The organism is Corynebacterium tuberculostearicum, assembly GCF_032821615.1.
Lineage (GTDB): Bacteria > Actinomycetota > Actinomycetes > Mycobacteriales > Mycobacteriaceae > Corynebacterium > Corynebacterium tuberculostearicum_H.
Genome location: NZ_JAVBIF010000001.1, coordinates 279,032 through 302,646 on the forward strand (window position 1 = coordinate 279,032; position 23,615 = coordinate 302,646).

General features: G+C 59.9%; 24 protein-coding genes. 8 read left to right on the plus strand and 16 right to left on the minus strand.

Annotation, left to right across the window (positions count from 1 at the left end; translation table 11 throughout):
* Positions 1-62: 62 nt before the first annotated feature.
* Entirely contained in the window at positions 63-860 is a 798-nt protein-coding gene (locus RAE09_RS01335) for a hypothetical protein (RefSeq protein ID WP_302257923.1), read from the plus strand.
* Positions 861-896: 36 nt separating this feature from the next.
* A complete protein-coding gene (locus tag RAE09_RS01340; RefSeq protein WP_394371978.1) occupies positions 897-1,508 on the plus strand; it encodes a hypothetical protein in 612 nt (203 codons plus the stop codon).
* Between the two features lie 39 nt (positions 1,509-1,547).
* Here the strand turns inward: RAE09_RS01340 and dapF are convergent, their stop codons facing one another.
* The 3 genes from dapF to RAE09_RS01355 are packed head-to-tail and all read right to left on the minus strand — an operon-like array spanning position 1,548 to position 3,909.
* The gene (dapF, locus tag RAE09_RS01345) at positions 1,548-2,408 is read right to left on the minus strand and encodes a diaminopimelate epimerase (protein WP_316980756.1); all 861 of its coding nucleotides are present in this window, start codon (positions 2,406-2,408) and stop codon (positions 1,548-1,550) included.
* A gap of 5 nt (positions 2,409-2,413) precedes the next feature.
* Positions 2,414-3,310 carry a tRNA (adenosine(37)-N6)-dimethylallyltransferase MiaA gene (gene miaA / locus RAE09_RS01350; RefSeq protein WP_316980757.1) on the minus strand — a complete coding sequence of 299 codons (897 nt, stop codon included), beginning with the start codon at positions 3,308-3,310 and terminating at the stop codon, positions 2,414-2,416.
* Positions 3,310-3,909, minus strand: a complete 600-nt coding sequence (locus RAE09_RS01355; protein ID WP_316980758.1) for a hypothetical protein — start codon at positions 3,907-3,909, stop codon at positions 3,310-3,312. Before RAE09_RS01355 ends, miaA begins: the two co-directional genes overlap by 1 nt.
* 136 nt (positions 3,910-4,045) lie before the next feature.
* On the opposite strand from RAE09_RS01355, the gene RAE09_RS01360 reads away from it, so the two are divergent.
* The gene (locus tag RAE09_RS01360) at positions 4,046-5,350 is read left to right on the plus strand and encodes a DUF349 domain-containing protein (RefSeq protein WP_302257929.1); all 1,305 of its coding nucleotides are present in this window, start codon (positions 4,046-4,048) and stop codon (positions 5,348-5,350) included.
* The gene (locus RAE09_RS01365; protein ID WP_316980759.1) at positions 5,350-6,480 is read left to right on the plus strand and encodes a GNAT family N-acetyltransferase; all 1,131 of its coding nucleotides are present in this window, start codon (positions 5,350-5,352) and stop codon (positions 6,478-6,480) included. Before RAE09_RS01360 ends, RAE09_RS01365 begins: the two co-directional genes overlap by 1 nt.
* A gap of 11 nt (positions 6,481-6,491) precedes the next feature.
* Here the strand turns inward: RAE09_RS01365 and RAE09_RS01370 are convergent, their stop codons facing one another.
* The 5 genes from RAE09_RS01370 to RAE09_RS01390 all read right to left on the minus strand — a co-directional run bounded on the left by RAE09_RS01370 (position 6,492) and on the right by RAE09_RS01390 (position 10,938).
* The gene (locus RAE09_RS01370) at positions 6,492-7,121 is read right to left on the minus strand and encodes an Rv2732c family membrane protein (RefSeq protein ID WP_316980760.1); all 630 of its coding nucleotides are present in this window, start codon (positions 7,119-7,121) and stop codon (positions 6,492-6,494) included.
* A 22-nt stretch (positions 7,122-7,143) separates the two neighbouring features.
* Positions 7,144-8,706: a tRNA (N6-isopentenyl adenosine(37)-C2)-methylthiotransferase MiaB gene (gene miaB / locus RAE09_RS01375; RefSeq protein ID WP_285439544.1), complete on the minus strand. Its 1,563-nt coding sequence runs from the start codon at positions 8,704-8,706 to the stop codon at positions 7,144-7,146.
* Between the two features lie 44 nt (positions 8,707-8,750).
* Positions 8,751-9,353, minus strand: coding sequence for a recombination regulator RecX (recX, locus tag RAE09_RS01380; RefSeq protein WP_023021362.1), 603 nt, complete (start codon positions 9,351-9,353; stop codon positions 8,751-8,753).
* 50 nt (positions 9,354-9,403) lie between these two features.
* Positions 9,404-10,540 carry a recombinase RecA gene (gene recA / locus RAE09_RS01385; RefSeq protein ID WP_005328639.1) on the minus strand — a complete coding sequence of 379 codons (1,137 nt, stop codon included), beginning with the start codon at positions 10,538-10,540 and terminating at the stop codon, positions 9,404-9,406.
* A gap of 182 nt (positions 10,541-10,722) precedes the next feature.
* Positions 10,723-10,938: a DUF3046 domain-containing protein gene (locus RAE09_RS01390; RefSeq protein WP_005325117.1), complete on the minus strand. Its 216-nt coding sequence runs from the start codon at positions 10,936-10,938 to the stop codon at positions 10,723-10,725.
* A gap of 163 nt (positions 10,939-11,101) precedes the next feature.
* Here RAE09_RS01390 and RAE09_RS01395 point away from each other — a divergent pair, with 163 nt between their 5' ends.
* The 3 genes from RAE09_RS01395 to RAE09_RS01405 are packed head-to-tail and all read left to right on the plus strand — an operon-like array spanning position 11,102 to position 12,989.
* The gene (locus RAE09_RS01395) at positions 11,102-11,665 is read left to right on the plus strand and encodes a biotin transporter BioY (RefSeq protein ID WP_316980761.1); all 564 of its coding nucleotides are present in this window, start codon (positions 11,102-11,104) and stop codon (positions 11,663-11,665) included.
* Positions 11,665-12,357, plus strand: a complete 693-nt coding sequence (locus tag RAE09_RS01400; RefSeq protein WP_316980762.1) for an energy-coupling factor ABC transporter ATP-binding protein — start codon at positions 11,665-11,667, stop codon at positions 12,355-12,357. The genes RAE09_RS01395 and RAE09_RS01400 overlap by 1 nt, the downstream gene beginning before the upstream one ends.
* An 11-nt stretch (positions 12,358-12,368) precedes the next feature.
* Positions 12,369-12,989 (plus strand): energy-coupling factor transporter transmembrane component T family protein, encoded by a 621-nt coding sequence (locus RAE09_RS01405; protein WP_316980763.1) that lies wholly within the window; start codon positions 12,369-12,371, stop codon positions 12,987-12,989.
* 79 nt (positions 12,990-13,068) lie between these two features.
* On the opposite strand, the gene RAE09_RS01410 is transcribed toward RAE09_RS01405, so the two are convergent.
* The 4 genes from RAE09_RS01410 to pgsA all read right to left on the minus strand — a co-directional run bounded on the left by RAE09_RS01410 (position 13,069) and on the right by pgsA (position 15,591).
* Positions 13,069-13,929 carry a PspA/IM30 family protein gene (locus tag RAE09_RS01410; RefSeq protein ID WP_005325125.1) on the minus strand — a complete coding sequence of 287 codons (861 nt, stop codon included), beginning with the start codon at positions 13,927-13,929 and terminating at the stop codon, positions 13,069-13,071.
* Between the two features lie 183 nt (positions 13,930-14,112).
* Entirely contained in the window at positions 14,113-14,475 is a 363-nt protein-coding gene (locus RAE09_RS01415) for a helix-turn-helix domain-containing protein (RefSeq protein WP_049377430.1), read from the minus strand.
* 26 nt (positions 14,476-14,501) lie between these two features.
* Positions 14,502-14,999 (minus strand): CinA family protein, encoded by a 498-nt coding sequence (locus RAE09_RS01420; RefSeq protein WP_294164115.1) that lies wholly within the window; start codon positions 14,997-14,999, stop codon positions 14,502-14,504.
* A gap of 7 nt (positions 15,000-15,006) precedes the next feature.
* On the minus strand, positions 15,007-15,591 hold the full coding sequence (gene pgsA, locus RAE09_RS01425) for a CDP-diacylglycerol--glycerol-3-phosphate 3-phosphatidyltransferase (protein WP_239277515.1): 585 nt from the start codon (positions 15,589-15,591) through the stop codon (positions 15,007-15,009).
* Positions 15,592-15,650: 59 nt separating this feature from the next.
* Between pgsA and RAE09_RS01430 the strand changes: the two genes are divergently transcribed.
* Positions 15,651-15,938, plus strand: coding sequence for a YciI family protein (locus tag RAE09_RS01430; protein ID WP_294164118.1), 288 nt, complete (start codon positions 15,651-15,653; stop codon positions 15,936-15,938).
* Here the strand turns inward: RAE09_RS01430 and RAE09_RS01435 are convergent.
* The 4 genes from RAE09_RS01435 to RAE09_RS01450 form a co-directional block, all read right to left on the minus strand.
* The gene (locus tag RAE09_RS01435; protein WP_316980764.1) at positions 15,935-17,056 is read right to left on the minus strand and encodes a TerC family protein; all 1,122 of its coding nucleotides are present in this window, start codon (positions 17,054-17,056) and stop codon (positions 15,935-15,937) included. The genes RAE09_RS01430 and RAE09_RS01435 overlap by 4 nt on opposite strands.
* A gap of 169 nt (positions 17,057-17,225) precedes the next feature.
* On the minus strand, positions 17,226-20,552 hold the full coding sequence (locus RAE09_RS01440) for an FtsK/SpoIIIE family DNA translocase (RefSeq protein WP_394371982.1): 3,327 nt from the start codon (positions 20,550-20,552) through the stop codon (positions 17,226-17,228).
* A 216-nt stretch (positions 20,553-20,768) separates the two neighbouring features.
* Entirely contained in the window at positions 20,769-21,404 is a 636-nt protein-coding gene (locus tag RAE09_RS01445; protein ID WP_250412628.1) for a TIGR03085 family metal-binding protein, read from the minus strand.
* A 58-nt stretch (positions 21,405-21,462) separates the two neighbouring features.
* Positions 21,463-23,613: a ribonuclease J gene (locus RAE09_RS01450; RefSeq protein ID WP_316980766.1), complete on the minus strand. Its 2,151-nt coding sequence runs from the start codon at positions 23,611-23,613 to the stop codon at positions 21,463-21,465.
* Between the last annotated feature and the right edge of the window lie 2 nt (positions 23,614-23,615).

Below are 23,615 nucleotides of genomic sequence, written 5' to 3' on the forward strand. Positions count from 1 at the left end.
TTGGCACGTTACGGCCGAAAGCGGGAATTGCGGATTCTTAGCTGGCTGCACAAGGCGATACAATGGCGGGCATGAACGATAAGGACACTGGGGTGAAGCAGAATACCGAGATGCAGGCCATTGGCCTCAATTTCGAACGCTGGCAGGATGCTGTCGAGGCCGCTATTGCTAGCGATCGCTTGGCCGTTACCGGTGAGGTACGCGGTGGTCAGCTGATCCAGTTCACCGATCCATCGGGCGCGCAACTCAATATTCTCGCGGTGGAACCTTTTGCTACTTTCATTGGCTTCAATGCGGTTACGCAAGGGTTCGCCCACGTAGAGATGGTCAACGATGTTCTCGCGCTGCTGGAGATTATCGATCCTTTCGGCACCACCATCGCCCAGGCCACCGCGAACCTGGCGCAGGGGCCTTTGCTTGCCGACGAACCCTTGCAGCAATGGCAGCAAATCTCCCTCACCGCCATGGGCCTCGATATCCGCACCTACGAGTCGGCCGATGCCTACGAGGCGGCCGAGGGCGAGTTCCCGGCGCTCTTCGAGTCCGCAGGAGCGAAGGTTATTTCCTCCGGTTCAGGCGCGGAGGTTCCTACCCCGGCCGCGACTTTTGCGGCCCGCGTCATGGAATCCGAGTGGCGTACCAATGAGCTAACCGGCGAGAAATTCGCCCACCTCGTCATGGACGGCCTCTTTCCCTTCGATCTCTGCCTGCCTGCTGGTAACGACGAGCTGCCTGCCAAGGACACTATCGTGGCCGGCACCGCCCTGCTGACGGCTTCTATTGAAATGCCCAGCGGTGGCTGCGGCGACGGCGCTGGCTGCGGTTGTGGCTCTGGTGGCTGCGGCTGCGGCGGCCACTAAGAGCTGACGCGAAGGTCTGGTGAAATAGCTGTGTGGATGCCCTTCCCTGAAAATGCGAGAAACCGGCGGGTGCTGGTCCTCGCGCTGATCCTGGTGGGATCAGTGGCGGTTGTGGCAACCCTAAAACTTCCCGGGGTTTTCATCGCGGCACTACTTATCGCGGCGGCGCTGCTTATGCTCCACACCCGGCCGGACGCCTCGGAGCAGGCGGCGCTGCGCAGCTCTATTCGGCTCTCGGCCGAAGATATTGAGGACGTCTTGGCGGAGTACGAAGACTTCCGGTCCTCCGAGGCGGCCGAGAAGATCGCGGACCGCACGCTCTACCGGCCCGCGCTTTTAGATCTGGATTGCTCCGACCCCACCATCGAAGCATTCCATTATGAGATCTCGGGCGCTCGGCGATTCCTGCGCCGGTTGAACCTGCGCGTGACTGCGGAAGAGGTCAGCACCAACGAGCTGGAATCCTTGCTCAGGGTGACCGATGAACGAGCCCGCGAGCTCAAGGAAACCTGGCTGTCGGCCCGCCGCGCCGCTTTTGCGCTCGGGCCAAAGTATGAAAAGAACGAAGTAAAAAATCGCGCCCTGCGCCGCCAAGCCCTCGAAGAGCAAGCGTTCGAGGAAGAGGAAAACGAAGGGCGCAGCGCCTAAGCACTCACCGCTCACCGCGCGCGTCGGGCCCGACGCGGTCTAAAGGGAGGTCTCGCCGGTGGCGACGATCGCGGACGGGCCGGTCAGGCGCGAGCCACCCTCGTAGATGTCCACCGTCACTTCCCCGCCGGGAACGTGTACGTGCACGGTGCCGTGAGGGGTGGTGGTGTGGTCAACGGCGGCGTCGGCAAGCGCGGCGGTCGCGGCCGCCACGGTGCCGGTGCCGCAAGAGCGGGTCTCTCCTACCCCGCGCTCAAAGACGCGCATGTGCACGTGGCCATCGCGCAGCGGGGTCACAACCTCAACATTCACGCCGGCCGGGAAGAAAGACTCATCGATGACGGGCTGCTCGAAAGTCTTGGCCGCAAGTCCCTCGGCGTCCAGCCCCGGCACCACGGCCGCGAGGTGCGGGTTGCCCATGTCAACGCCTAGACCGGCGTAGCTTTCTCCTGCCATGGACGCGGTGGATACACCCGTTACTTCGGCCGGTCCCATCTCCACGGTGACCTCGGCCGCGTGCTCATCGCACGAGTGCACCGTCACGCGCTTGGCGCCGGCACGGGTGCCAATGGTGAACTCGTCTTCTTCGACGAGGCCGCGCGAGCGCAGCCAATGGGCGAAAACGCGGGTGCCATTGCCGCACATTTCGGCCACGGAACCGTCAGCGTTGCGATAGTCCATGAACCAGTCAGTGGGCGCGATGCCCTCGGCCAGCGCCTCGACTTCCCCGGCCGCGAGCAGGGCCTCGGCGCGCACGACGCGCAGCACACCATCGCCGCCGATACCGGCGCGGCGATCACACAGCGCCGCTACGCGCTCGGGGGCAAGCGGCGTGGCGGCCGCGTGGTCTTCGACGATGACAAAGTCGTTCTCAGTTCCATGACCCTTGGCAAATTTCATGCTCCCTACCCTAGCGCGCGCAGCGCCTGGGCGGTCGTATCGCCCGCGGCATCCAACCACGTGATGCGCTTGTCCCGGTTGAACCAGGAACGTTGGCGGCGCACGTAGCGCCGTGTCCCGGTAATAGTGCGCTCGACGGCCTCATCCCACGTAAGTTCGCCACGCTGGGCTTGGAATACCTGCGCATAGCCTATGGCACGCCCGGCCGTGGAATCGGCCACCAAGCCCTGAGCTTGGAGGCGCTCGACTTCCTCGATGAGCCCGCGCTCAAACATCTGGCGCGTGCGCAGCTCGATGCGCGGATTGAGCCAGTCTGCGGTGGTGCGCAGGCCGAGCAGACGGGTACCCCACCGCGGCGGGGCGTCCTTCGGCGGTTGGCTGGCTTTATAGGGCTTGCCGGTTAACTCGATGACTTCCAGGGCGCGCACGGTGCGCCGCGGGTCCTTATCTTCAATGATTTTGGCCGCGGCCGGATCCACCTGCGCCAGCTCCTCATGCAGGGCATCGGTACCGATTTCTACGCGCCGGGCCTCATACTTGGCGCGGACAGCGGGGTCGGTGGGTGGGAACTGCCAGTCGTCGACAAGCGCTTGGGCATAAAGCATGGAGCCGCCGACCAAGATTGGTGTCTTGCCGCGGGCCATGATGCCTTCCACGTCCGCGATGGCATCGCGCTGGTAGCGCGCCACAGAAGCGGTCTCAGTCACGGCCCACACATCGAGCTGGTGGTGCGGGATTCCCTCGCGCTCAGCCGGGGTGAGCTTGGCGGTGCCAATGTCCATACCGCGGTAGAGCTGCATGGAATCGACGTTGACCACCTCACCGTCCAGCTCCTGCGCCAGCGCCAACCCCAGCGCAGATTTGCCGGAAGCGGTGGGTCCAAACACTGCAATGGGGCGCATTAGACCTCCCATCCTGCAACGTAGCGGCCGACGCCCAAGGTGGCGTCGGTAGCCAGCAATTGCGCCTTCTTTGGCTGTAGTCCTGCTAACTCCTCCCACAGTGCAGGCTCTACCACACCGCGCTGGGACAGCCACTCGCCGACCTTGCTTGCCGACGCCCCCATCAGCACCTCCTCGCACCACTCGTGCGCTTCCTGGGCACCGGGAACGAGCGCCAAGGGGGCGCGCTCGGTCAGGCCCGCGCTGCCATCTGCCACGACGATAGTGAGCGCCGCCGGATCCGGCTGGCCAATGTGCTCCCGGCTAGCGCGGGCGTTAAGCTGCGGCACGCTGTGCAGCACGTAACGGGCCATAATCTCGGGTAGATAATTGCCGCCGCCTAGGTTCGTGGCCGCACCCCACGCCTTTAAGCTGCCGGTGTGGGCGGTGTACCAGCGCTTGTCCTGGCTGCCGACGATATCTACCTGCGTTATGCCGGCGGCCGCAGCTTCCACCGCAAGGGTGCGGGCAGCGGCAAGCAGTGCGCGGGAGGCGGCGTCATTGGAGGAAAGCTCCACGGCCAGCGCGGGTGAGGCTGGCATTACCATGAGATTGAACATTATTCCTCCATACTATCTACCCAAGTGGAGGTAATTAAATAGAATCTGGGCACGCGCGGGATATTCGCGGTAATGTATCCAGTGATTTTATTCGGCAGCCGTGACGCGCGGCGATCTATGCATAGGAGGGCTTGTCATGTCTCCCATCCCTACCCCAGGTTCCATGCCCAAGAAGGGCCCTCGTCCCACCGCAAAGCCTGTTCCCGTCCAGGCACCCAGCAAGAATGACCCAGCCAAGTGGGGCCGCGTCGACGCGGATGGTTCCGTCTTCGTTTCCTCTCCGGAGGGCGAACGCAAGATTGGCGAATGGCAGGCCGGCACCCCCGAGGAGGGCCTACAGCACTACGGCGCGCGCTACGACGACCTCTCCACCGAAATTGAACTGCTCGAGGCGCGCCTGCGCGCCAACCCTAGTGAGGCCGCTGGCATCAAGAAGACCGCAGCGCAACTGCGCGACACCCTGCCTACCGCTGCGGTGATCGGTGATATCGCAGCCCTTGACCGCCGCCTTGTTGCCGTCATTGAGCACTCGGTAGAAGCCGGCGAGCAGGCGCAGGCCGATAAGGAGCGCCGCCGCGAGGAAGCTATCGCTGCCAAGGAAAAGCTGGCAGCTGAGGCAGAAGAAATTGCCGAAAACTCCACCGAATGGAAGGCCGCAGGCGACCGCATCCGCGCCATCCTAGAAGAGTGGAAGCAGATTAAGGGCATTGATCGCAAGACCGATGATGCCCTGTGGAAGCGCTACTCCCGCGCCCGCGACTCCTTCAACCGCCGTCGCGGCTCCCACTTTGCCGAGCTGGACCGCGCCCGTGCGGTTGCCCGCAAGAAGAAGGAAGAACTCGTCGAGCGTGCCGAGGCCATCCAGGATTCCACCGAGTGGGGACCCACCGCCCGCGCCTACCGCGATTTGATGACCGAATGGAAGGCCGCCGGCCGCGCCCCGCGCGACGTGGACGATAAGCTGTGGGCCCGCTTCCGCGCCGCCCAGGACAAGTTCTTCAATGCCCGCAATGCCGTCAATGACGAGCGCGACCGTGAGTTTGCGGAAAATGCCAAGGCCAAGGACGCCTTGATTGCGGAGTACGACGGCCAGATCGACCCGTCCAAGGGCATTGAGGGTGCGAAGGCTAAGCTGCGCGAGCTGCAGGAAAAGTGGGAAGAGATTGGCTTCGTTCCCCGCAAGCAGGTGCGCGAGTACGAGTCCAAGATTGAGGCGCTGGAGCAGCGCGTCGCTGACGCAGAAAAGTCCGAGTGGCGCCGCACCGACCCAGAGGCGCAAGCACGCGTGGCGCAGTTCCAAGCTAAGGTCGACGAGTTTAACTCCCAGGCCGAGGCAGCTGAGGCCAAGGGCAATGCGAAAAAGGCCGCTGATCTGCGCGCGCAGGCGGAGCAGTGGCAGGCTTTTGCCGACGCCGCCGCTAACGCCGTTAACGATAAGTAGTGCACCTCGTCCACATTGCGCGGCCACCGCGGCCGGCGCACTCGCCTAGCACTGACGCCCGGCCCAGCGAACCTGCGGACTGCATTCGCAGCTTCGTCTTTTGGGCCAACTTGGCGGCCCAAGAAGCAAGCGGCGATGCCGCGGCGTCGACGTCGCCCGGCCGCGTGGTTCAGCGTCTGCAGGGTTCTAGCGAATCACAGACCCATCTCTTTGCCGTAGTGGACGGCGACTCCACCCTTGGTGAGGTTTCTGAGCTGGGACTGCCGCTCATCCCCTCGGTGGAGCCGAGCCCGGAGCTGGATTACCTCGGGTTCATCCACATCAGCCTGCCGCTGTTGGAGGAGCGCGAGGCCGCAGAGATTGAATGCGTGCTGTGCGACCTGCCTCTGCCCGGCGAGCAACTCGATGAGGAAGGGCGCAAGGTTGCTGAGTGGATGGGTGCGAAGGCGCTGGAGCTGGCCCGTAAACTCGGCCGCACCGTAGCGCACGTAGGACTATTGCACCCGCCGGGCGCGGACCCAGACTACGACGCTATGGGCAGCATCTACCGCGAGTTGGGATTTACGCAGAGGCATGCGGAGCACCAGCTGGTGATGGATATCCCCGAAAGCCCTGTCGCAGCACTGCTCCCGGCGGGAATCACCGCCCGAGTCTGGCCGGATTACGACATCCCTGAGGGCTACCTCGACGAGGTCATGCGGCTGCTTAGCCTAGCTTCCGCCGACGCGGAAACTGGTGATCTGACGGTGGAGCCCATCGTGTGGACGCGTGCTCGATTGCGCGAAGCGCACAGCCGCCTGCGCTCTCGCCGCGGGCACACGCTTCTTATAGCACTCACCGCTGAGGACGGGAGCATTCTCGCACTAACCGAAATGGCTCGGCACGAGGACGCGAATCCTGAAGTATGCGAGTGGACTCTGACTGTGACCGATCGCCCGCACCGCCGCCGCGGACTTGCGCAGCTAGCCAAGCTCACAGCGCTGCATGAGGTGGCAGGCTATTGGCCGCGAGTGCGGCGCTGCTATTGTTCCGTTGCCGCCAAGGACGCGGCAATGAATGCCATTTACCGCAGCCTGGGCGCCCGGGAACTCTCCCGTTCTTCTGCGTGGGAATTGCAGCTGCGGGACTAGTGGCGGTAGGCCTACTGCTCGCCGCGCTGGGCGCGGTGGCGTTCGGCGGCTTGCTTGCGGCGATTGTCCACCAGTGGCTCCCGCTGCGGTGCCGCGTCAATCCTGGATTGAAATTCGCCCACCTCATCGAGCTGTCCGGCGGTGGCGCGCACGCGGGCTTCGGCGGCCTTCTGCTCTGGGCTGCGGCGCAGCGCCACCGTGCTATAAGCCAGAAATGCGAGGAAAGTAGCCAGCATTCCTACCCACATGCCCAGCGACGCCCCGTCGGCAGTAGAGCCACGGAACCAGAAGCCCCAAAGGTTGGCAAAGAAGGACACCGTCACCAGCATCCATGCAATGAGCCCCGGCGTAGCGCGACGGGTGAACAGCGTCACCGGAGTAAGAATGCCCAACCCAATGAGCGCGAGCCACGCGGAGACGGTTTCCATGATGGAAATCCTGACGCCACTTGAGGTGGTGCCAAAGGTCAATGCCTCCCAACCGTGGGCCGAGCCGGCGTAGGGCAAAACCAGGTAGAGGATATAGGCCACCACTGCAATGCACAGCGTCACCTTGTGACCGCCGAGGTCCATTGTTTGTGCTGCTCTCCGCTCAGCGTTAGCTGCATTGTGGGCTGCGGTGGTCGAATTTTCCTCAGTCATGGCTCCCTAGCCTACTCCCCTGCTAGCAACCGCAGGAATCGCCGGACTCGGCCACCGCGGGCTTGCCAATCGACGGCAATCCCAGACCGACGCCGATGGGTGCGGTGGTAGGCGTTTCGCCGGCAGCAGACATGTCGCCGGCCTTGGTGCGGGTGTGGGAGGTCACGGCGGCGTCGGCAAGCAAGAAGAAGGAGCCCGCACCGGTGACCTGGGTATGCACCACATCGCCCGGGCGAATCTCCGCCGAAATATCCGTGCCTTCCGAATCAACCGGGGTGAAATGCACCAGGCGTCCATCGCGCGCGCGGCCGGTCATGCGGTGGGTTTCATCGTTCTTGCGGCCGCCTTCGGCCTGCACCAAAAGCTCCACATCCGTGCCGATGAGCTTCTTGTTTTCCTCGGCCTGGATGCTATCTTGCAGGGCAACGAGACGCTCGAAACGATCCTGGACGACCTCCTTGGGAATCTGGTCCTCCATTTCCGCAGCCGGGGTTCCCGGACGCGGCGAATACTGGAAGGTAAAGGCCGAGGCGAAACGAGCGCGGCGCACTAGCTCCATGGTGTCTTGGAAGTCTTCCTCGGTCTCGCCTGGGAAGCCCACAATGATATCGGTCGTGATTGCGGCGTGCGGAATCTTATCCCGTACCTCGTCCAGAATCCGCAGGAACTTCTTCGTGCGGTAGGAACGGCGCATGTCCTTAAGGACCTTGTCGGAGCCAGACTGCAGCGGCATATGCAACTGCGGGCACACGGCCGGGGTCTCGGCCATGGCATCGATGACGTCCGAAGTAAACTCCGCTGGGTGCGGGGAGGTAAAACGTAGGCGTTCAAGGCCTTCGATCTTGCCTACCTCGCGCAAAAGCTTAGAAAAGGCGAAACGGTCGCGCGGCATCTCGGGATCGGCGAAATTGACGCCATAAGCATTGACGTTTTGCCCCAGCAAGGTGACCTCGGATACGCCCTGATCTACTAGGGCTTTGACCTCGGCCAAGATATCGCCGGGCCGGCGGTCCTCTTCCTTGCCGCGCAGGGAAGGAACGATGCAGAACGTGCAGGTGTTATTGCAACCTACGGAAACAGAAACCCAGCCGGCATAGGCAGACTCACGCTTGGCTGGCAAGACCGACGGGAAGGCCTCGAGGGAATCAACGATTTCCACCTGTGCTTCGTCGTTGTGCCGGGCGCGCTCTAGCAGCGTCGGCAGGGCCGCCATATTGTGGGTGCCAAAGACAGCATCAACCCACGGGGCATTATCTAGGACGGTGTCCTTGTCTTTCTGCGCCAAGCAACCACCCACGGCAATTTGCATGCCGGGATGATTTTCCTTTGTCTTCTTCAAGGCACCCAAGGTGCCGTAGAGCCGTTTATCGGCATTTTCGCGCACGGCGCAGGTATTGAAGACGATGAGATCTGGCTCCACGCCTTCGCCGGCGGCCGCGTAGCCGGCCTCCTCCAAGAGGCCAGAGATGCGCTCTGAATCGTGCACATTCATCTGGCAGCCGAAAGTTCGGACTTCATAAGTACGGTTATCTGCGATTGTCTGCTCCACGTCGGCATAGTTTAGCCATGAAGCTAGGCATCTCATAACTGCCGGACTTGGCCATTCCGGCGCTACCCTACCTGGCCGTATCAGTCCTCTGCGCGCAGCTCCGCGCACCGCGCGTCAAGCGCTGCGATTGCGATCTGTAGCGACATCCCTTCATTGAAGCCGCGGCGTGCCAGCACACCCACGATGCGGCGTAGGGCCTTGTCGCGCTCCTTGCGATCCGGGGGAACGGTCTTAATGGAGCGAGCCTTCTTTTCCGCAAGGGCCTGTGCCATGGCCTGTTCATCGGCAGGGTCAATTTGCTCGAGGGCCTCAGCACGGTCAGCCTCGCTCACGCCCTTTTCCCGCAATTCCCTGTTGAGAACCGAGCTGGACTTGCCGCGCCGCTTATGGCGCTGGCGCACCCACTCGTGTGCAAAAGCGGCGTCGTTCACCAGGCCCGCGTGGGCTAAATCATCTAGCACGTCCTCAACGACATCTGGCTCAAACTCGGCCTTTACTAGACGGTCATAAAGCTCTTTCCGGGACCTAGAACGCTGATCCAAAAGACCCAGCGCCCGAGAGCGGACCTTGGCCTTAGCTTCTTCTGCCTCTCGATCAAAAAGCCCGCCCCCAGCTGCTCCATTCTCATAGGCTTCGAGGGCCTGTCGGAGTTGAGCGAGCTTTTCGGGGGCGGGCTGATTCATGATGCAGGTTCTAAAGGTACGCGGACTGTATGGGGACGGGTTAGACGATTTTAGTCGTCATCAAAATCGACGTTTGGAACGAGATCCACGGACTCATCGGTCAATGGGTCATCGGCACCAGGAACGTCCATCGCAGCGCCCTCCTCGCCTTCGGCCGCGGCCTCGCCGATACCGAGCTTCTGGAAAATCTTCTGCTCGATTTCATTGGCCAGATCCGGGTTATCCTTCAGGAAATTACGCGCCTTCTCCTTACCCTGGCCCAACTGGTCGCCTTCGTAGGTAAACCAAGAGCCGGACTTGCGGATGAAGCCGTTTTCGACGCCAAGGTCAATGATGGAGGACTCGCGAGAGATGCCTTCGCCATACATGATGTCGAACTCGGCAATCTTAAATGGTGGCGAGACCTTGTTCTTTACTACCTTGAGCTTGGTGCGGTTACCGATGGCATCTTGGCCATCTTTTAAGGTCTGGATGCGGCGGATATCGCAGCGCACGGAAGAGTAGAACTTGAGCGCCTTACCACCGGTGGTGGTCTCTGGCGAGCCGAACATCACGCCAATCTTTTCGCGCAGCTGGTTAATGAAGATAGCGGTGGTACCGGAGTTGTACAGGGCACCGGTCATCTTGCGCAGCGCCTGGGACATCAGGCGGGCCTGGAGGCCGACGTGACTATCGCCCATCTCACCTTCAATTTCCGCCTTCGGGGTAAGGGCAGCTACGGAGTCAACGACGATGATGTCAATTGCGCCAGAGCGCACCAGCATATCGGCAATCTCCAAGGCCTGTTCGCCGGTATCTGGCTGGGAAACCAAGAGGTTATCGGTATCCACGCCAAGCAGGCGAGCATACTGCGGGTCGAGCGCGTGCTCGGCGTCAATAAACGCGGCAATGCCGCCGTCCTTTTGCGCGGATGCAATAGCGTGCAGCGCAACAGTGGTCTTACCAGAAGACTCCGGGCCATAAATCTCTACGATGCGCCCGCGCGGGAAACCGCCAATGCCCAGAGCGACATCGATTGCGGTATTACCGGAAGAAATGGCCTTAATCGGTGGGCGGTTGTCATCGCCCAGGCGCATCACAGCGCCTTTGCCGTAGTCCTTCTCAATCATGGCCATTGCGGCATCGAGGGCCTTTTGGCGGTCATCTCCCTTAGAGGCGGCAGAAGAAGACTTCTTTTTGGTTGCCATTAACTTTCATCCTTATCTTTAACGACGATGTACTAACGCATTATTAGACTGCCGTGGAACTCAAACGGTTCCCTCCGTCAACGCCATCCCACTGTAGACGACTGCATCGACACTTCCGCCATCTTACATACATCTGTTCGAATTTTGAAAGTGAACACGCCAGTCCGTCAAATTCGACGCCGCTATAAAGTAGGGTAATCGACCCCCAACCTGCGCTCCTTCGGTACATCAAAGTCATCGCACAGGCTCAGCCAGACGCGACGCGGATCGACGCCGCGTTCGATAAGCTCATCGGGTGTCGCCCCGAGGTCAGGCAGGACATGGGAGTGGCTAATCCACTTTCCCTTAGACTCGCCAAATTCATCCACAATGAGCTGGTGATACTCGGTCAATCGCATGCGCGCCATCCTACTCAGCACTAAAGCACGGACGCCAGCAGGCCGGAGAACGTCAATTGGGGGCCCGCCGCTATCTCTCTGGCTTAGCATTGTCAGCCTCAAATGAACACCGTTCAAAACCCTCAATTGTCTGCAGTTTTCATGCAGTGCTAACCTCTTGAGCATGAAAAAGAACTCTCTGGCAACCACCATTGCCTATGTTGCCGTGTTTACCGCTCTCGTCATTGTCCTTGCCTTCGTATCCATCCCCGTCGGTTCAGCCGGCGTGCCCATTGTGCTGCAAAACGCAGCGCTGATCCTCGCCGGCCTAATTTTGGGCAGCAAGCGCGGCGGTTACGTGGGACTACTCTTCTTGTTCCTGGGGCTCGCCCTCCCAGTTCTGGCAGGTGGCGGTACCACGCTGCGCGCGCTGGCAGGCCCGACCGCAGGCTACATCATCGGCTATGTTCTCTCGCCAGCGGTTGCAGGTGCAATTGCCTACCGCTCCCCTAAGAACAAGGGCGGCATGGCGGTCATCCTTGCCATTGCTGCCGTTGCCGGCCTTGCCGTCCAGTACATCTGCGGCGCCTTTGGTCTCATGATCCGCTCCGGCTTGGAGATTGGTCCAGCCTTCGCCGCCCAATTGCCCTTCATCCCCGTCGATGCCGGAAAGCTTGTCGTTGCCGTCATCATCGCTCTCGGTGTTCACGCTGCCTTCCCCGATCTGATGGGACGAAAGGCTGCCTAGTGCCCACGATCGAATTTTCCTCAGTCTCGGTGGCTTTTGATGACACCGTGGTGCTCGAGGACATCAACCTCACCCTCACCGAACAACGCATTGGCATCATCGGCCAGAATGGTGGCGGAAAATCCACCTTAACCAGGCTCATTAATGGGTTGGGCGAACCTAGTGAAGGTACGGTGACGGTGGACCAGATGGACGTCGCCAAGCAGGGCAAAAAGGTACGCGAAAAGGTGGGGTTTGTCTTTTCGGATGCTGAAAACCAGATTGTCATGCCCAATGTGCGCGATGACGTCGCCTTTTCGCTCCGCCGCTTTAAGCTGCCCAAACACGAGCGACTCGCCCGTGTTGATGCTGTCCTCGAGCGCTTTGGGCTCGCCGACTTTGCTGAGCGCTCACCGCATACGCTCTCCGGCGGACAAAAGCAGCTCCTCGCGCTGGCAGCGGTCATGGTCATCGACCCGATTCTCATCATCGCTGATGAGCCCACTACCCTGCTCGATCTGCGCAACCGCGATCGAATCAAAAGAGAATTCGCGCGATTGGAACAGCAACTAATTGTGGTGACGCACGATCTGGACTTTCTGCGCGATTTTGATCGGGTCATTTGCATCGATAACCACCGCATCGCCGCGGATGGCCGGCCGGCGGAGGTCATAGCTTTTTACCAAGACCTCATGGCCCAGCGGCCGCTGTAGGGAGAATTGTCATGCAACGACGCACGAATCTCCCACTTTCGGTCTATGTTGACGGCACGAGCTTTGTTCACCGCATCAAGCCCAGTAGGAAGATCGCATTCCTCTTAGTCTTTATCCTGGTCACCAGCATCTTTTTCAAGTCCATTCCGTGGGCAGCAGGCGGTGTCATTTTTGTCGTCTTTCTCTATGCTTGCGCCCAGATTCCACTGGGCATTGCGTGGAGTCAGATCTGGCCGCCACTCTTTTTCCTAGTCCCCCTAGCTGGCTTTCAATGGTGGGCAAAGGACTTCGACTATGCGGCGGTGATGTTCCTCAATGTCTTCGCCGCTATGATGGCTGCCTTCTTGCTCACGCTGACCTCCACGGTCGATGAGATTATGGAGTCGCTGGAAGAGTCGCTACAGCCCCTAAAGCGCTTCGGAATACCGGTAGAAAACATCAGCTTGGCTATGTCACTGACTATTCGTCTCATCCCGTTGATGTTTGAAACCGTCTATGAAGTCCTAGATGCCCGCAAAGCGCGCGGTGCCGGGATGTCCCCGCTCGCATTTGGCACCCCGGTTATCATTCGCTCCATCCGGCGAGCGCGCGCCATGGGTGAGGCTTTGCAGGCCCGCGGCGTCGGCGACTAGCAGCAAAAGTTATCGCCTCCCTTGCACCACCACATGATGGCCGAGGGAGGCGATAATTATTTAAAAGACTGTCGGGGGTTTACTCCCCACGCAGCTCACGCAGACGGGCCTGCACAGCATCGTTGTTGGCACTGCCTGGCTGAGCAGCGTTGTCGGCAGCAGAGCCGGACGCTTTATTGCCCTCAATGGCCTGAGCCTTATTACCTTCCACGGACTTAGAAGAGTTCATTTCGCTGCGAATCTGCTCCAAGCGGGAATGACCGGCCATCTGAATACCAGCTTGTTGTACCTCGGCCATGCGGTTTTCCACGGAGTTCTCAGCAAGCTCAGCCTGGCCGAGTGCCTTGGAGTAACGGCGCTCAATCTTATCGCGTACAGCATCCAGAGACGGCGTATTGCCATTGGCAGTCAGCTCGTTCATGGAGTTCAAAGACTCAGAGACCTTTTCCTGCATCTTTGCCTGCTCCAGCTGGGAAAGCAGCTTGGAACGCTCATTGACCTTTTCGCGCAGCGCGGCATTGTTGCGCTGAACCGCATTCTTGGCCTTTTCTGCCTGCTGCAGTGCTTGGTCGTGCAGCTTCTTGGTATCTTCCACGGACTCTTCCGCGGTAACCAGCTGGGCAGCGAAGGCCTCTGCCGCATTCTCGTACTCCACGGCCTTATTTTCATCGCCCTTGGCACGGGCCTGATCAGCCAATTCCAGAGCCTGGCGAGCATTGCCCTGCAGCTTTTCTACCTCTGCCAAACGGCGGTTAAGCTGCATTTCCAGCTGGCGCTGGTTACCAATCACGGCGGCCGCCTGCTGAGACAGCTCCTGGTGCTGGCGCTGAGCATCCTCAATAGCCTGCTCGATCTGCACCTTCGGATCGGCGTTTTCCTCGATCTTATTATCGAAGAGTGCCATCAGGTACTTCCAGCCCTTAACAAATGGGTTCGCCATGGTGTGCTTCAACCTTTCTAGGTTAAAAATGTGCGTAATGTTCTGCTGTTTATACTAGCGAAGCACTGTTTCTACCGCTTGCATTCCCCACGGTCGCGGGCGCTTGCCGACGCCCCCCTTAACCATCACAGCCGACCCTCCTCGCGAGAGAATAGGCCGGCTGTTGACATAGACCGCTGTGGGCTAAAGCTCTGATGCGGCAGGTGCCGTATGGGCTAGCTCCTCATCCATGGAGGGCAGGGCCATGTAACCGGCTGCTTCAATCAATACGTCAGAGACCGAGCAATCTAGCGCGTGGCACACAGACGCAAGGAGCTCAGAGGAGACCTCCTTGCGACCGCGTTCGAGCTCTGAAAGGTAACCCGGCGACACGCGGGCGACCCCGGCCAATTCCCGCAGGGTCACTCCCTTGTCCGCGCGGAAGGCACGCAGCGTCAACCCAAGAGCCTCACGCAAAAGCGGCTCAGGGGTACGAGCAGTGGCGGGCGCCGCTGGTGCAGTAGCGCTGTTTACCGAGTGTTCGAGGACTGCAGTAGAAGTGTTCATCACTATGGTCAACGCTCCTTGTCTCGTTATTGTTCCCGCAGTGCCGGATTTTCTTCCAAAGTTGAGCCCAGGAGCCGCAAGGCGGCTGCGACCGTGGCCTCTCTGATTTCGTTTCGCTCTTTCCCCAACCCGGACAGCTGCTGCGAAAAACTGACTCCGCTAGGAGAAAAAATTCCGATATAAACCGTGCCCGCCGGCTTGCCTTCCTGTAGGTCTGGTCCCGCCACCCCGGTAAGGCCTATCCCCCAGTCCGCAGCGGTTTCTGCCACCGCCGCGCGCGCCATTGCAAGGGCGGTCTCCCCAGAAACCACACCGGCTGCTTCGATATCGGCTACCGGTTGGTGCAAAAAGTGGGATTTCACCTCGGTGGCATATGTTACAAGCCCTCCGCGCAACACAGCCGAAGCTCCAGGGACGGAAGCCACCGTGGCGCTGGCCAACCCAGCAGTAAGTGACTCACAAAAGGACAAAGTTTCGCCGCGCTCGGTGAGTTCAGATACGAGGCGGGCCGCCATGGAGCTCATGAACTACCTAGCTATTCTGCTTCTTGCCGTCGATGAGGTACTGAACGCCGGTAACCACGGTCACCACTGCAGCCAAGAGCATCACCAGGAAAGTAGGAACGTTCATCCACTCCGGCAAGGGCCACAGATACAGCCCGACTGCCAAGGATTGCAATACAGTCTTCAGCTTGCCGCCCTTCGAAGCAGGAACGACCTTGCCGCGGCGCAACAAAACCATACGCCAGATGGTGATACCGAACTCACGGATGAGAATGACCACGGTAATCCACACTGGCAGTACCCCAATGATGTTGAGGCACACCAATGCGGTAGTCATAAGCGCTTTATCCGCGATGGGATCAGCGATTTTGCCAAAATTGGTGATAAGGCCACGGGCACGTGCGATGTCCCCGTCGAGCTTATCTGTCAGCATTAGGGCCGCAAATAGGCCAAAAGCCCACCAGTCATGGCCGGCAATCACCAGCCATGCGAAAACCGGAATGAAAAGAATGCGCAGGCTGGTGAGAATATTTGGCAGGTTCCAATTGGATACCTGTGGATTCACATCCGAGGATTGCGCTGACTGTGTTCCGGGTTGATTCACGTTATACATACTACCTGTTAGCACCAAGCACCTGCGCTTGGATGCCCCTGCATTTTAAAATGCGAAGCATGAAGTATTTTGCTGTGAGCTACGACTACAACCCTAATAATCCTGAGATTGCTAAGGCCCGCCCCGCGCACCGCGAGTTTACCGCGCAGCTTTTTGAGGAGGGCACCATCATTGCCACTGGCCCGTTGACGGATTCCAAGGGCGGCGCGCTCATCATCGTGGGGCTTGGCGACGACGCCGTGGTCGCCGACGCCATCGCCCTCATGGACCAAGACCCCTTCTACCAGGCCGGCTGCATTACCGGCCGCAGCTTCCGCGAATGGAATCCCGTCAACGCCCGCTTCTAGTGCGGTAGCTCTTCCTTGGGCAGGTCTTCGGCCTTGCCCAAGAATTCGCCCTTCTTGTTGCGGACGATCTTATTGCCTTCCTCGTCCCAGTCGAAGTGGTTGTGCGATACCGGTACTCCGCCCTGGTTCTCATCGCGCTTGTTTTTGATAATCGAGGCGATAACCGTAATGACTAGGACGCCCACGATCACAATAAGAGAGGTGATAGTGGAAAATTCTGGGATGGACTCCACGTTCTCGCCGCCGTTTACAAACGGCAAGTTATTCTCATGCAGCGCATGGAACATGAGCTTTACACCGATGAAGCCCAAGATGATGCCCAAACCATAGGGCAGGTACACCAAGCGATCCAATAGGCCATCCAGCAGGAAGTACATCTGGCGCAAGCCCATGAGGGAGAAGGCATTGGTGGTAAAGACCAAGAACGCTTCCGAGGTAATGCCGTAGATGGCTGGGATGGAGTCGAAGGCAAACATCACGTCGATAAGGCCAATGGACACCAACGCAATAAATAGCGGGGTGAACGCGAATTTCCGCTTGCCCGAGGAGTCTTCCACGCGGTGCGTGAGCTTATCGCCGTGATAGCGCGGGGTGACGTGGACTACCTTGCGGATCAGCTTGATGATGCCCATGTCATTGGGATCGGTTTCGGGGGCGTCGCGAATCTCATCGACAATGAGCTTGATCGCTGTGTAGATAAGGAATATCGCGAACAGGTAGAAGATATCGGACCACGCCGCGATGACCGCAGCACCCAAAAGGATGAATACCAAGCGGCATGCCAAGGCGATGACGATACCGATGAGCAATACCTTTTGCTGGTACTTACGCGGGATCTTGAAGGCGCCCATGATAAGCGCGAAAACAAAGAGGTTATCTACGGATAGCGCCTTCTCGGTCACGTAACCCGTGAAGTATTGAATGCCGTGCTCGTGATCCCAAACGGCCCACACGCCGGCACCAAAAAGTAAAGAGACACCGACGTAGAATAGGGTCCAGAACCCGGATTCCTTCAGCGTCGGCTCGTGCGGGGTGCGCACGTGGGAGTAGAAATCAAAAACAAAGAAACCAAGAATGACGACGATGGAAATCGCCCAGATCCACAATGGCACGTGCATTGGTACATCCCTCCGGTCGAAGATACAACAAATTGACCGGAGGTCTCCCCCGCCCGGCTAGATAACTGCAGCTGGGCCGGCACGACCGGGAGCGTAACGCTACCGTGCTGACGATCAATGCCGAAGGATGGGGTACTCCCCTCCAAGACTCGTTCAACTTTACACGAACTTAGAAGGCACCTGCCGAAGGGTTATACGTTGCCTGGACGGTACGGGTGTCGCCTGCATCGCCCTGCGGGGAGGAATCGGCGCCTGCGGAAGAATCGGCGTCGGAAGTAGCGGCAGCTTCCTCCTGCTCTTGCTGCTGCATCTCCTCCTGAATCTCCTTCGGGGCTTCGGCAGGATCGGCGCCCTTAATCATCCAGATGATGGTATCGAGCTCTTCCGGCTTCACTAGGACCTCGCGGGCCTTGGAGCCCTCGGACGGTCCGACGACGCCACGAGATTCCATCAGGTCCATGAGGCGGCCGGCCTTGGCAAAACCGATGCGCAGCTTACGCTGCAACATCGAGGTCGAGCCCAACTGGGCGGTGACCACCAGCTCGACGGCCTCGAGGAGGTCGTCCATGTCCTTGCCAATTTCCTCATCGATTTCCTGCTTGGCCTCGGATTGCTTCTCTTCAGTCACGCCCTCGGTATAGTTCGGCGCTGCCTGCGACTTGGCGGCATCGACAACCGCCATGACTTCATCATCCGAGACGAATGCGCCCTGCATACGCACAGGACGCTTGCCCTGCGGAATGAAGAGGCCATCGCCCATGCCAATTAGCTTTTCCGCGCCGCCCTGATCCAAGATAACGCGGGAGTCCGTCAGTGAGGACGTCGCAAAGGCCAAGCGTGAAGGCACGTTGGTCTTAATCAGGCCGGTCACCACGTCAACGGACGGGCGCTGGGTTGCCAGCACCAGGTGAATACCGGCGGCACGCGCCTTCTGGGTGATGCGAACGATGGAGTCCTCAATCTCCTTTGGCGCGGTCATCATCAGGTCCGCCAGCTCGTCAACGACACAGACGATGTACGGGTACGGGCGTACCTCGCGCTCGGATCCTGCCGGTGCCTGGTATTCGCCGGAGATCACCTTGCGGTTATAGTCCTCAATCTTGCGCACGCGAGCAGCCTTCATATCCATGTATCGCTGCTCCATCTCCTCCACCAGCCACTGCAGGGCTGCTGCGGCCTTTTTCGGCTGGGTAATGATGGGCGTGATCAAGTGCGGAATGCCCTCGTACGGGGTAAGTTCCACCATCTTCGGGTCCACCAAGATGAGGCGAACCTGCTCAGGGGTGGCTCGGGTAAGCAGCGAGACCAACATGGAGTTAACGAAAGCGGACTTACCGGAACCGGTAGCGCCGGCGACCAGCAAGTGCGGCATCTTTTGCACCGAGAACGAGGTGTATTCGCCTTCGATGTCCTTGCCCAAACCGATGAGCATGGGATCCGGTGAGCTGGTCATGCTTGGCGCATCAAGCACCTCGCGCAGGTGCACCATCTCGCGGTCTGGGTTCGGAACCTCAATGCCGACGGCCGACTTGCCGGGGATGGGAGTGAGCAAGCGTAGATTATCCGTGGCCACGGCGTAGGCCAGATTGGACTGCAGGTTCGTAATCTTCGATACCTTGACGCCTGGTCCTAGCTCGATTTCATAACGGGTCACTGTTGGGCCACGGCTAAAGCCGGTTACCTGGGCATCGACCTTGAACTCTTCGAAGACATCCGTAATCGCTTCGATGATGCGGTCATTAATCTCCGTGCGCTCCTTGGCCGGAGTGCCCGGGGTCAGCAGGTCTGTGGTGGGAACCGCGTAGTTTTCATTGCCAAACTGCGCGGACGGCGCAGGAGCAGCAGAAGTACCCGTTTCCCCTGCGGACTCGGCCGCAGGCTCGGTGGAGTCCACCTGTGCACCGGTCGTAGCGTCGCGTCCGGAGCGCTCGCGGAAGAGTTGGCGGGCCTTCTCGTGCGCGGACGATACTGCATCAGCGCCTCCTTCCACCGCGGATCCAGCAGCGCCTGCAGCTGCACCGGCTGCTGCAGCGCCAGCGGCACCGGCAGCACCCGCAGCAGCAGTCTTTGCTGCGCCACTTGCCGCCCCCGCAGCACCGGCAGCACCCGCAGCCGCACCAGCGGCCGAGCCAATGGCGTTACCGGCGGCGGTGCCAGCATCAGAGCCCGTCGCCGTAGCCGAGCGAGTGGAAGCAGAAGTGGGACGTTGACGAGTAGTGCCCAGCACTCGGGTCGTTTCTGGATGTCCGGAGTCAGGTTGTGCTGGCGATGACGCAGCGGCGTCGTCTACCACCGGGATCTCATCGGTATCCCCAATATCGCGGGAGACAGGCTTTTCAGCGGCGTTAGACACGGACTGGAACCCGCCTCGCGTCGGTGCACTAAAGGCGCGGGTGGCCTGTTCCTCCTCTGCTGTAGCAGGCGAATCTACCGGATAAGAAGAACCACGCGGGGCGGGGTCTTCAGTGGGGCGTCGGAAAGCGCGCAGGCTTCCACCACGCTCAGAGGAACGACGCTTGGCCACAGGTCGTGCTGGGCGCTCGCTGCGCTCACGGCCTTCCGCGATGTCATCAATATCGCCAGTCACGTGGCCGTAGAGGTCATCGCCCTCTTCGTCGTAATAGTCTTCATCCGTACCACCAAAGCGGGAGAAGGCCGCAGCAATGGCATCAGCCACCAACTCATAGGCCTCGCGGATAGTAATGCCGGTGACCAATAGGGCGCCGTAGATAATGACGAGGAAAAGCAACGGCACTGCGACGAAAGAGGTAAAGGCCGTCTCCAGAAGGCCGCCGATAGCGTAGCCGATTACACCGCCAGCACCACCGGCGCTGTCCGGGGTAAAGCCAAGCTCAGGGGTGCCAGCAAAGATGTGGATCAAGCTGAGCATGGCAAGGACGATGATGCTGATACCGCCCACAATGCGCGGCTTAAAGTGCCCCGCTGGGCCGGAGATATCCATCATCAAGGAAATGGCCAAGGCCACCAGTGCCACCGGCAGCACCCAGGCGCCTGCACCAATGACATAGCGGACGATATTGCCCACCCAGGCGCCTACCTGGCCGGCAACCCCAAACCAGACGGTAGCGGCAAGCACGATGGCGATGCCGATTAAAACGAGTGCCACCGCATCAGGATTTTTCACCTGAATACCGCGTGATTCTTCCTCGCTTGCTTCCATCGTAGAAAGCTCTTCTTCCGCGGCTACATCGCGCGCCCGAGTAACCTTGCTCTTCTTCTTTTTCTCCCCGCGTGCAGAAATTTCTTCCGGCTCCCTCGTCGTCTCGTACTCCTCGGTGTCATATATGTCTTCGCTGGGCTTGAGCCCGGCCACGCCATGGCTTACACCCCGCGCCATATTTCCCATGCCGCGGGCCGTGGCACCAAAGGCAACGCCCAAGCCCTTGCCGACGGCCCGGAACGCACTGCCCGTACGCTCCTGCGAGGTCGCCGCCGCGCGCCGATGCGAAGACGTCATAGCCAAGGTTTCCGGCATGCCAGCACCGGACCGGCTGCGGCCCGACGGCCGTGAACGATTCGACTTTCGGCGCGTTCCGCGCGAAGAGGCATTTTTGACAGACATGCCTCTACCTTAACCGCGCCACCCCATAAATCACATTAGCCACACGCGTTTCCCTAACTCCTGGACCCACAATCTCACGGCGAACGCTTCCCACGCACCCCACAGCTAAGAAACCGCGATTAATCAAGATTAGAGAATTGACTTTACGATGGCTTCGGAGTCACCTTCAATCTTGACTTCAGCAGCATCACGCCCGAAGGACCAGAGGATGAGCTCGCCTACCTCGCCTGAAACGCGAACCACGGCATCGCCCTTCTCCACCACGCCATGCGTATCTGCGGCAACGATTCGCGGCAATCCTTCCGGCTGCAGAATGACCGGACGTTCAGATTTGCGCAGGGCCACCTTTGCCAAGGGCTTTAGGTAGCTATGCATCTGTTGCTTGATGTGTGCCGAAAAGTCGCGTGGGCCCATGCCATTAGCCCGACGAATGTCCTCGTGGTGAACAAAGTGCTCCACAAAATTTTGCTGTGCATCCACGAACCGGACGGGATTATAGGCAGCAGGTCCCCTCCCCCAGTCATCAACCAGTTCATCAAAATCGCGCTCGGCCACCTTGCGTGATTCCTTTTCCAGACGGCCGGACAGTGCGTTGACGAAGATGCCGGCGGCGGCATCGGGGCGGTTTTCCCGCACCCACAAATGCACGGCTAGGTCGCGGGTTGTCCAGCCCTCGCACAAGGTAGGGGCATCGGGACCAAGCTTATGAAATAGCGCTACCATTTTGGCGCGCTCAGCAGAAGAAAACGACATAAGCCCCAGCATACCGAGCTAACTGGCATGCTGGGGCTTTGTCTCACTTAGCGCGAGGAACCCGTATTACTTACAGGGACTCACGTGAAGCGTCGACGTCTTCTTCATCGGTAACCAAAGGGCCGGAGTTGGTCGGCACGATGGTCGGAAGGATAACCGGCTCGCGCTTGTACTTGGAATCCATGAGCTTGGATACCTTACGGCGCAGCTTCTGCACCATGCGGTAGGTATCGTTCTCGCCCTCTGCGGCAAGATCGTTCATGGTGTTTTCCACCATCTCCGCAACCTCCGGCACGATGCCGCGGTCGTCATCGGAGAAACCTGTGGTAGATACCGTTGGGTGCTCCAGCAGGCGCGAGGTGCGGTTATCAATCACACAGGTGATAGAAACCACGCCGCCGGTACCCAGGTTGGTGCGATCAGCCAAGGTATCAGCGTCCACATCACCCATGGACACGCCATCGACGTACAGGTTGCCCACCTGCATCTGACCTACGACCTCGGCGCGCCCCTTGCGCAGGTCCACGACGACGCCGTTTTGTGCCAGCACCGTACGGTCGCGGTCCACACCGGTGGAGATAGCCAGTTCCTTATTGGCGCGCAGGTGGCGCCACTCGCCGTGTACCGGCATCGCGTTGCGCGGGCGCGCAGCGTTGTACAGGAAGAGCAGTTCGCCAGCGTAACCGTGACCGGAAGCGTGCACCTTTACGTCCTGGTTGGTAATGACGTTGGCACCGATCTGGGACAGCATGTTGATAACGCCGTAGACGGCTTCCTCATTGCCCGGGATGAGCGAGGAAGAGAAGATGATGGTATCGCCATCGCGGACGGTAATCTGGCGGTGCTCACGGCGAGCCATACGCGACAGAGCTGCCATAGGCTCACCCTGAGTACCGGTGGTTATCAGCATGGTCTTATGCGGAGCCATCTTGGAGGCCTCATCGATGGGGATGATGGTGCCGCGTGGGACCTTCAAGAAGCCCATCTTCTCCGCGATTTCCATGTTGCGCATCATCGAACGGCCGTTGAAGGCCACCTTGCGGCCGTTTGCCACGGCAGCGTCGATAGCGGCCTGGACGCGGTAAACGTTGGAGGCGAAGGAAGCCAAGATAACGCGCTGCTTAGCGCCAGCAACGAGGCGCTTGAAGTTGGCAGGAATATCACCCTCAGATGCCGAAACACCGGGGACGGTGGCATTGGTGGAATCACACAGCATGAGGTCAACGCCCTCATCGCCATAGCGGGACAGGGCTGGGAGGTCCGTTGGACGGTTATCCAGCGGGGTTTGGTCCAGCTTGATGTCACCGGTGTGGATGATATTGCCGGCTGGGGTTCCCAGCATGATGCCCAAGGCATCCGGTACGGAGTGGTTGACTGCCCAGAAGCGTACGCGGAACGGACCGTAGGTTACGTCGGACTTTTCATTAACCTCGACGAACTTCGGCTTCTGGCGGTGCTCCTTACACTTTGCAGCAATAAGCGCGATGGTGAAGCGGGAAGCAACGATGGGGATATCCGGACGGAGCTTAAGCAGCCACGGGATAGCACCGATGTGGTCCTCGTGCGCGTGGGTAACGACGAGGGCCTTGACCTTGTGGACCTTCTTCTCAATCGGGCCGAAGTCAGGCAGGATGAGGTCCACGCCTGGCTCACCAGAGGATGGGAAGAGCACACCACAGTCGATGATGATGAGGTCATCACCGTACTCGAAGACGGTCATGTTGCGGCCGATCTCCGAGATACCGCCCAGAGCGTAAATACGCAGGGCATCCTTTGGCTGCTTCGGTGGCTCCGGCAGGCGCTTGGTCAGATCCGCGCCCTGCATAGACTTGGGCACGTTGCGGCGGCCACGGTTGTTGCGGCCGCGGCCCTTACCGTTGCCGTTCTTTCCGTTGCCATTGCCGTTCTTGCCGCCGTGGTTATTGTTTCCACCGTGGTTATTGCCATTGCCGTTGCCGTTTCCACCACGGCCACGGCCGCGGCTGCCACGGGAACGGGAGCGACGGTTGTTGCCGCCACCTTCGTTGTGGTTGTCGGAAGAATTCTTCTTGCCAGAATTATCCTTATCGCCCTTAGCGGAATTATCCTGCGCGGAATTGCCCGCGTCAGTTGCTGGGGCTTGGAAAACTGGCGAAGCCGCCTCGTTAGAGGCGGTTTCGTTTTCCGCCGGTGGGCCCGCCTTGCGGGTCACCTTGCGGGAACGGTTACGGGGTTCATTCATTC

Excerpts from the sequence above, each read along its gene's own strand:
- miaB (WP_285439544.1), bottom strand. The coding sequence starts at position 8,706 with ATGAGATGCCTAGCTTCATGGCTAAACTATGCCGACGTGGAGCAGACA.
- recX (WP_023021362.1), bottom strand. The coding sequence starts at position 9,353 with ATGAATCAGCCCGCCCCCGAAAAGCTCGCTCAACTCCGACAGGCCCTC.
- RAE09_RS01360 (WP_302257929.1), top strand. The coding sequence starts at position 4,046 with ATGTCTCCCATCCCTACCCCAGGTTCCATGCCCAAGAAGGGCCCTCGT.
- RAE09_RS01355 (WP_316980758.1), bottom strand. The coding sequence starts at position 3,909 with ATGTTCAATCTCATGGTAATGCCAGCCTCACCCGCGCTGGCCGTGGAG.
- RAE09_RS01370 (WP_316980760.1), bottom strand. The coding sequence starts at position 7,121 with ATGACTGAGGAAAATTCGACCACCGCAGCCCACAATGCAGCTAACGCT.
- pgsA (WP_239277515.1), bottom strand. The coding sequence starts at position 15,591 with ATGTATAACGTGAATCAACCCGGAACACAGTCAGCGCAATCCTCGGAT.
- recA (WP_005328639.1), bottom strand. The coding sequence starts at position 10,540 with ATGGCAACCAAAAAGAAGTCTTCTTCTGCCGCCTCTAAGGGAGATGAC.
- dapF (WP_316980756.1), bottom strand. The coding sequence starts at position 2,408 with ATGAAATTTGCCAAGGGTCATGGAACTGAGAACGACTTTGTCATCGTC.
- RAE09_RS01410 (WP_005325125.1), bottom strand. The coding sequence starts at position 13,929 with ATGGCGAACCCATTTGTTAAGGGCTGGAAGTACCTGATGGCACTCTTC.
- RAE09_RS01390 (WP_005325117.1), bottom strand. The coding sequence starts at position 10,938 with ATGCGATTGACCGAGTATCACCAGCTCATTGTGGATGAATTTGGCGAG.
- RAE09_RS01395 (WP_316980761.1), top strand. The coding sequence starts at position 11,102 with ATGAAAAAGAACTCTCTGGCAACCACCATTGCCTATGTTGCCGTGTTT.
- RAE09_RS01430 (WP_294164118.1), top strand. The coding sequence starts at position 15,651 with ATGAAGTATTTTGCTGTGAGCTACGACTACAACCCTAATAATCCTGAG.
- miaA (WP_316980757.1), bottom strand. The coding sequence starts at position 3,310 with ATGCGCCCCATTGCAGTGTTTGGACCCACCGCTTCCGGCAAATCTGCG.
- RAE09_RS01445 (WP_250412628.1), bottom strand. The coding sequence starts at position 21,404 with ATGCTGGGGCTTATGTCGTTTTCTTCTGCTGAGCGCGCCAAAATGGTA.
- RAE09_RS01405 (WP_316980763.1), top strand. The coding sequence starts at position 12,369 with ATGCAACGACGCACGAATCTCCCACTTTCGGTCTATGTTGACGGCACG.
- RAE09_RS01435 (WP_316980764.1), bottom strand. The coding sequence starts at position 17,056 with ATGCACGTGCCATTGTGGATCTGGGCGATTTCCATCGTCGTCATTCTT.
- RAE09_RS01440 (WP_394371982.1), bottom strand. The coding sequence starts at position 20,552 with ATGCCGGAAACCTTGGCTATGACGTCTTCGCATCGGCGCGCGGCGGCG.
- RAE09_RS01340 (WP_394371978.1), top strand. The coding sequence starts at position 897 with ATGCCCTTCCCTGAAAATGCGAGAAACCGGCGGGTGCTGGTCCTCGCG.
- RAE09_RS01420 (WP_294164115.1), bottom strand. The coding sequence starts at position 14,999 with ATGAGCTCCATGGCGGCCCGCCTCGTATCTGAACTCACCGAGCGCGGC.
- RAE09_RS01415 (WP_049377430.1), bottom strand. The coding sequence starts at position 14,475 with ATGAACACTTCTACTGCAGTCCTCGAACACTCGGTAAACAGCGCTACT.
- RAE09_RS01450 (WP_316980766.1), bottom strand. The coding sequence starts at position 23,613 with ATGAATGAACCCCGTAACCGTTCCCGCAAGGTGACCCGCAAGGCGGGC.
- RAE09_RS01335 (WP_302257923.1), top strand. The coding sequence starts at position 63 with ATGGCGGGCATGAACGATAAGGACACTGGGGTGAAGCAGAATACCGAG.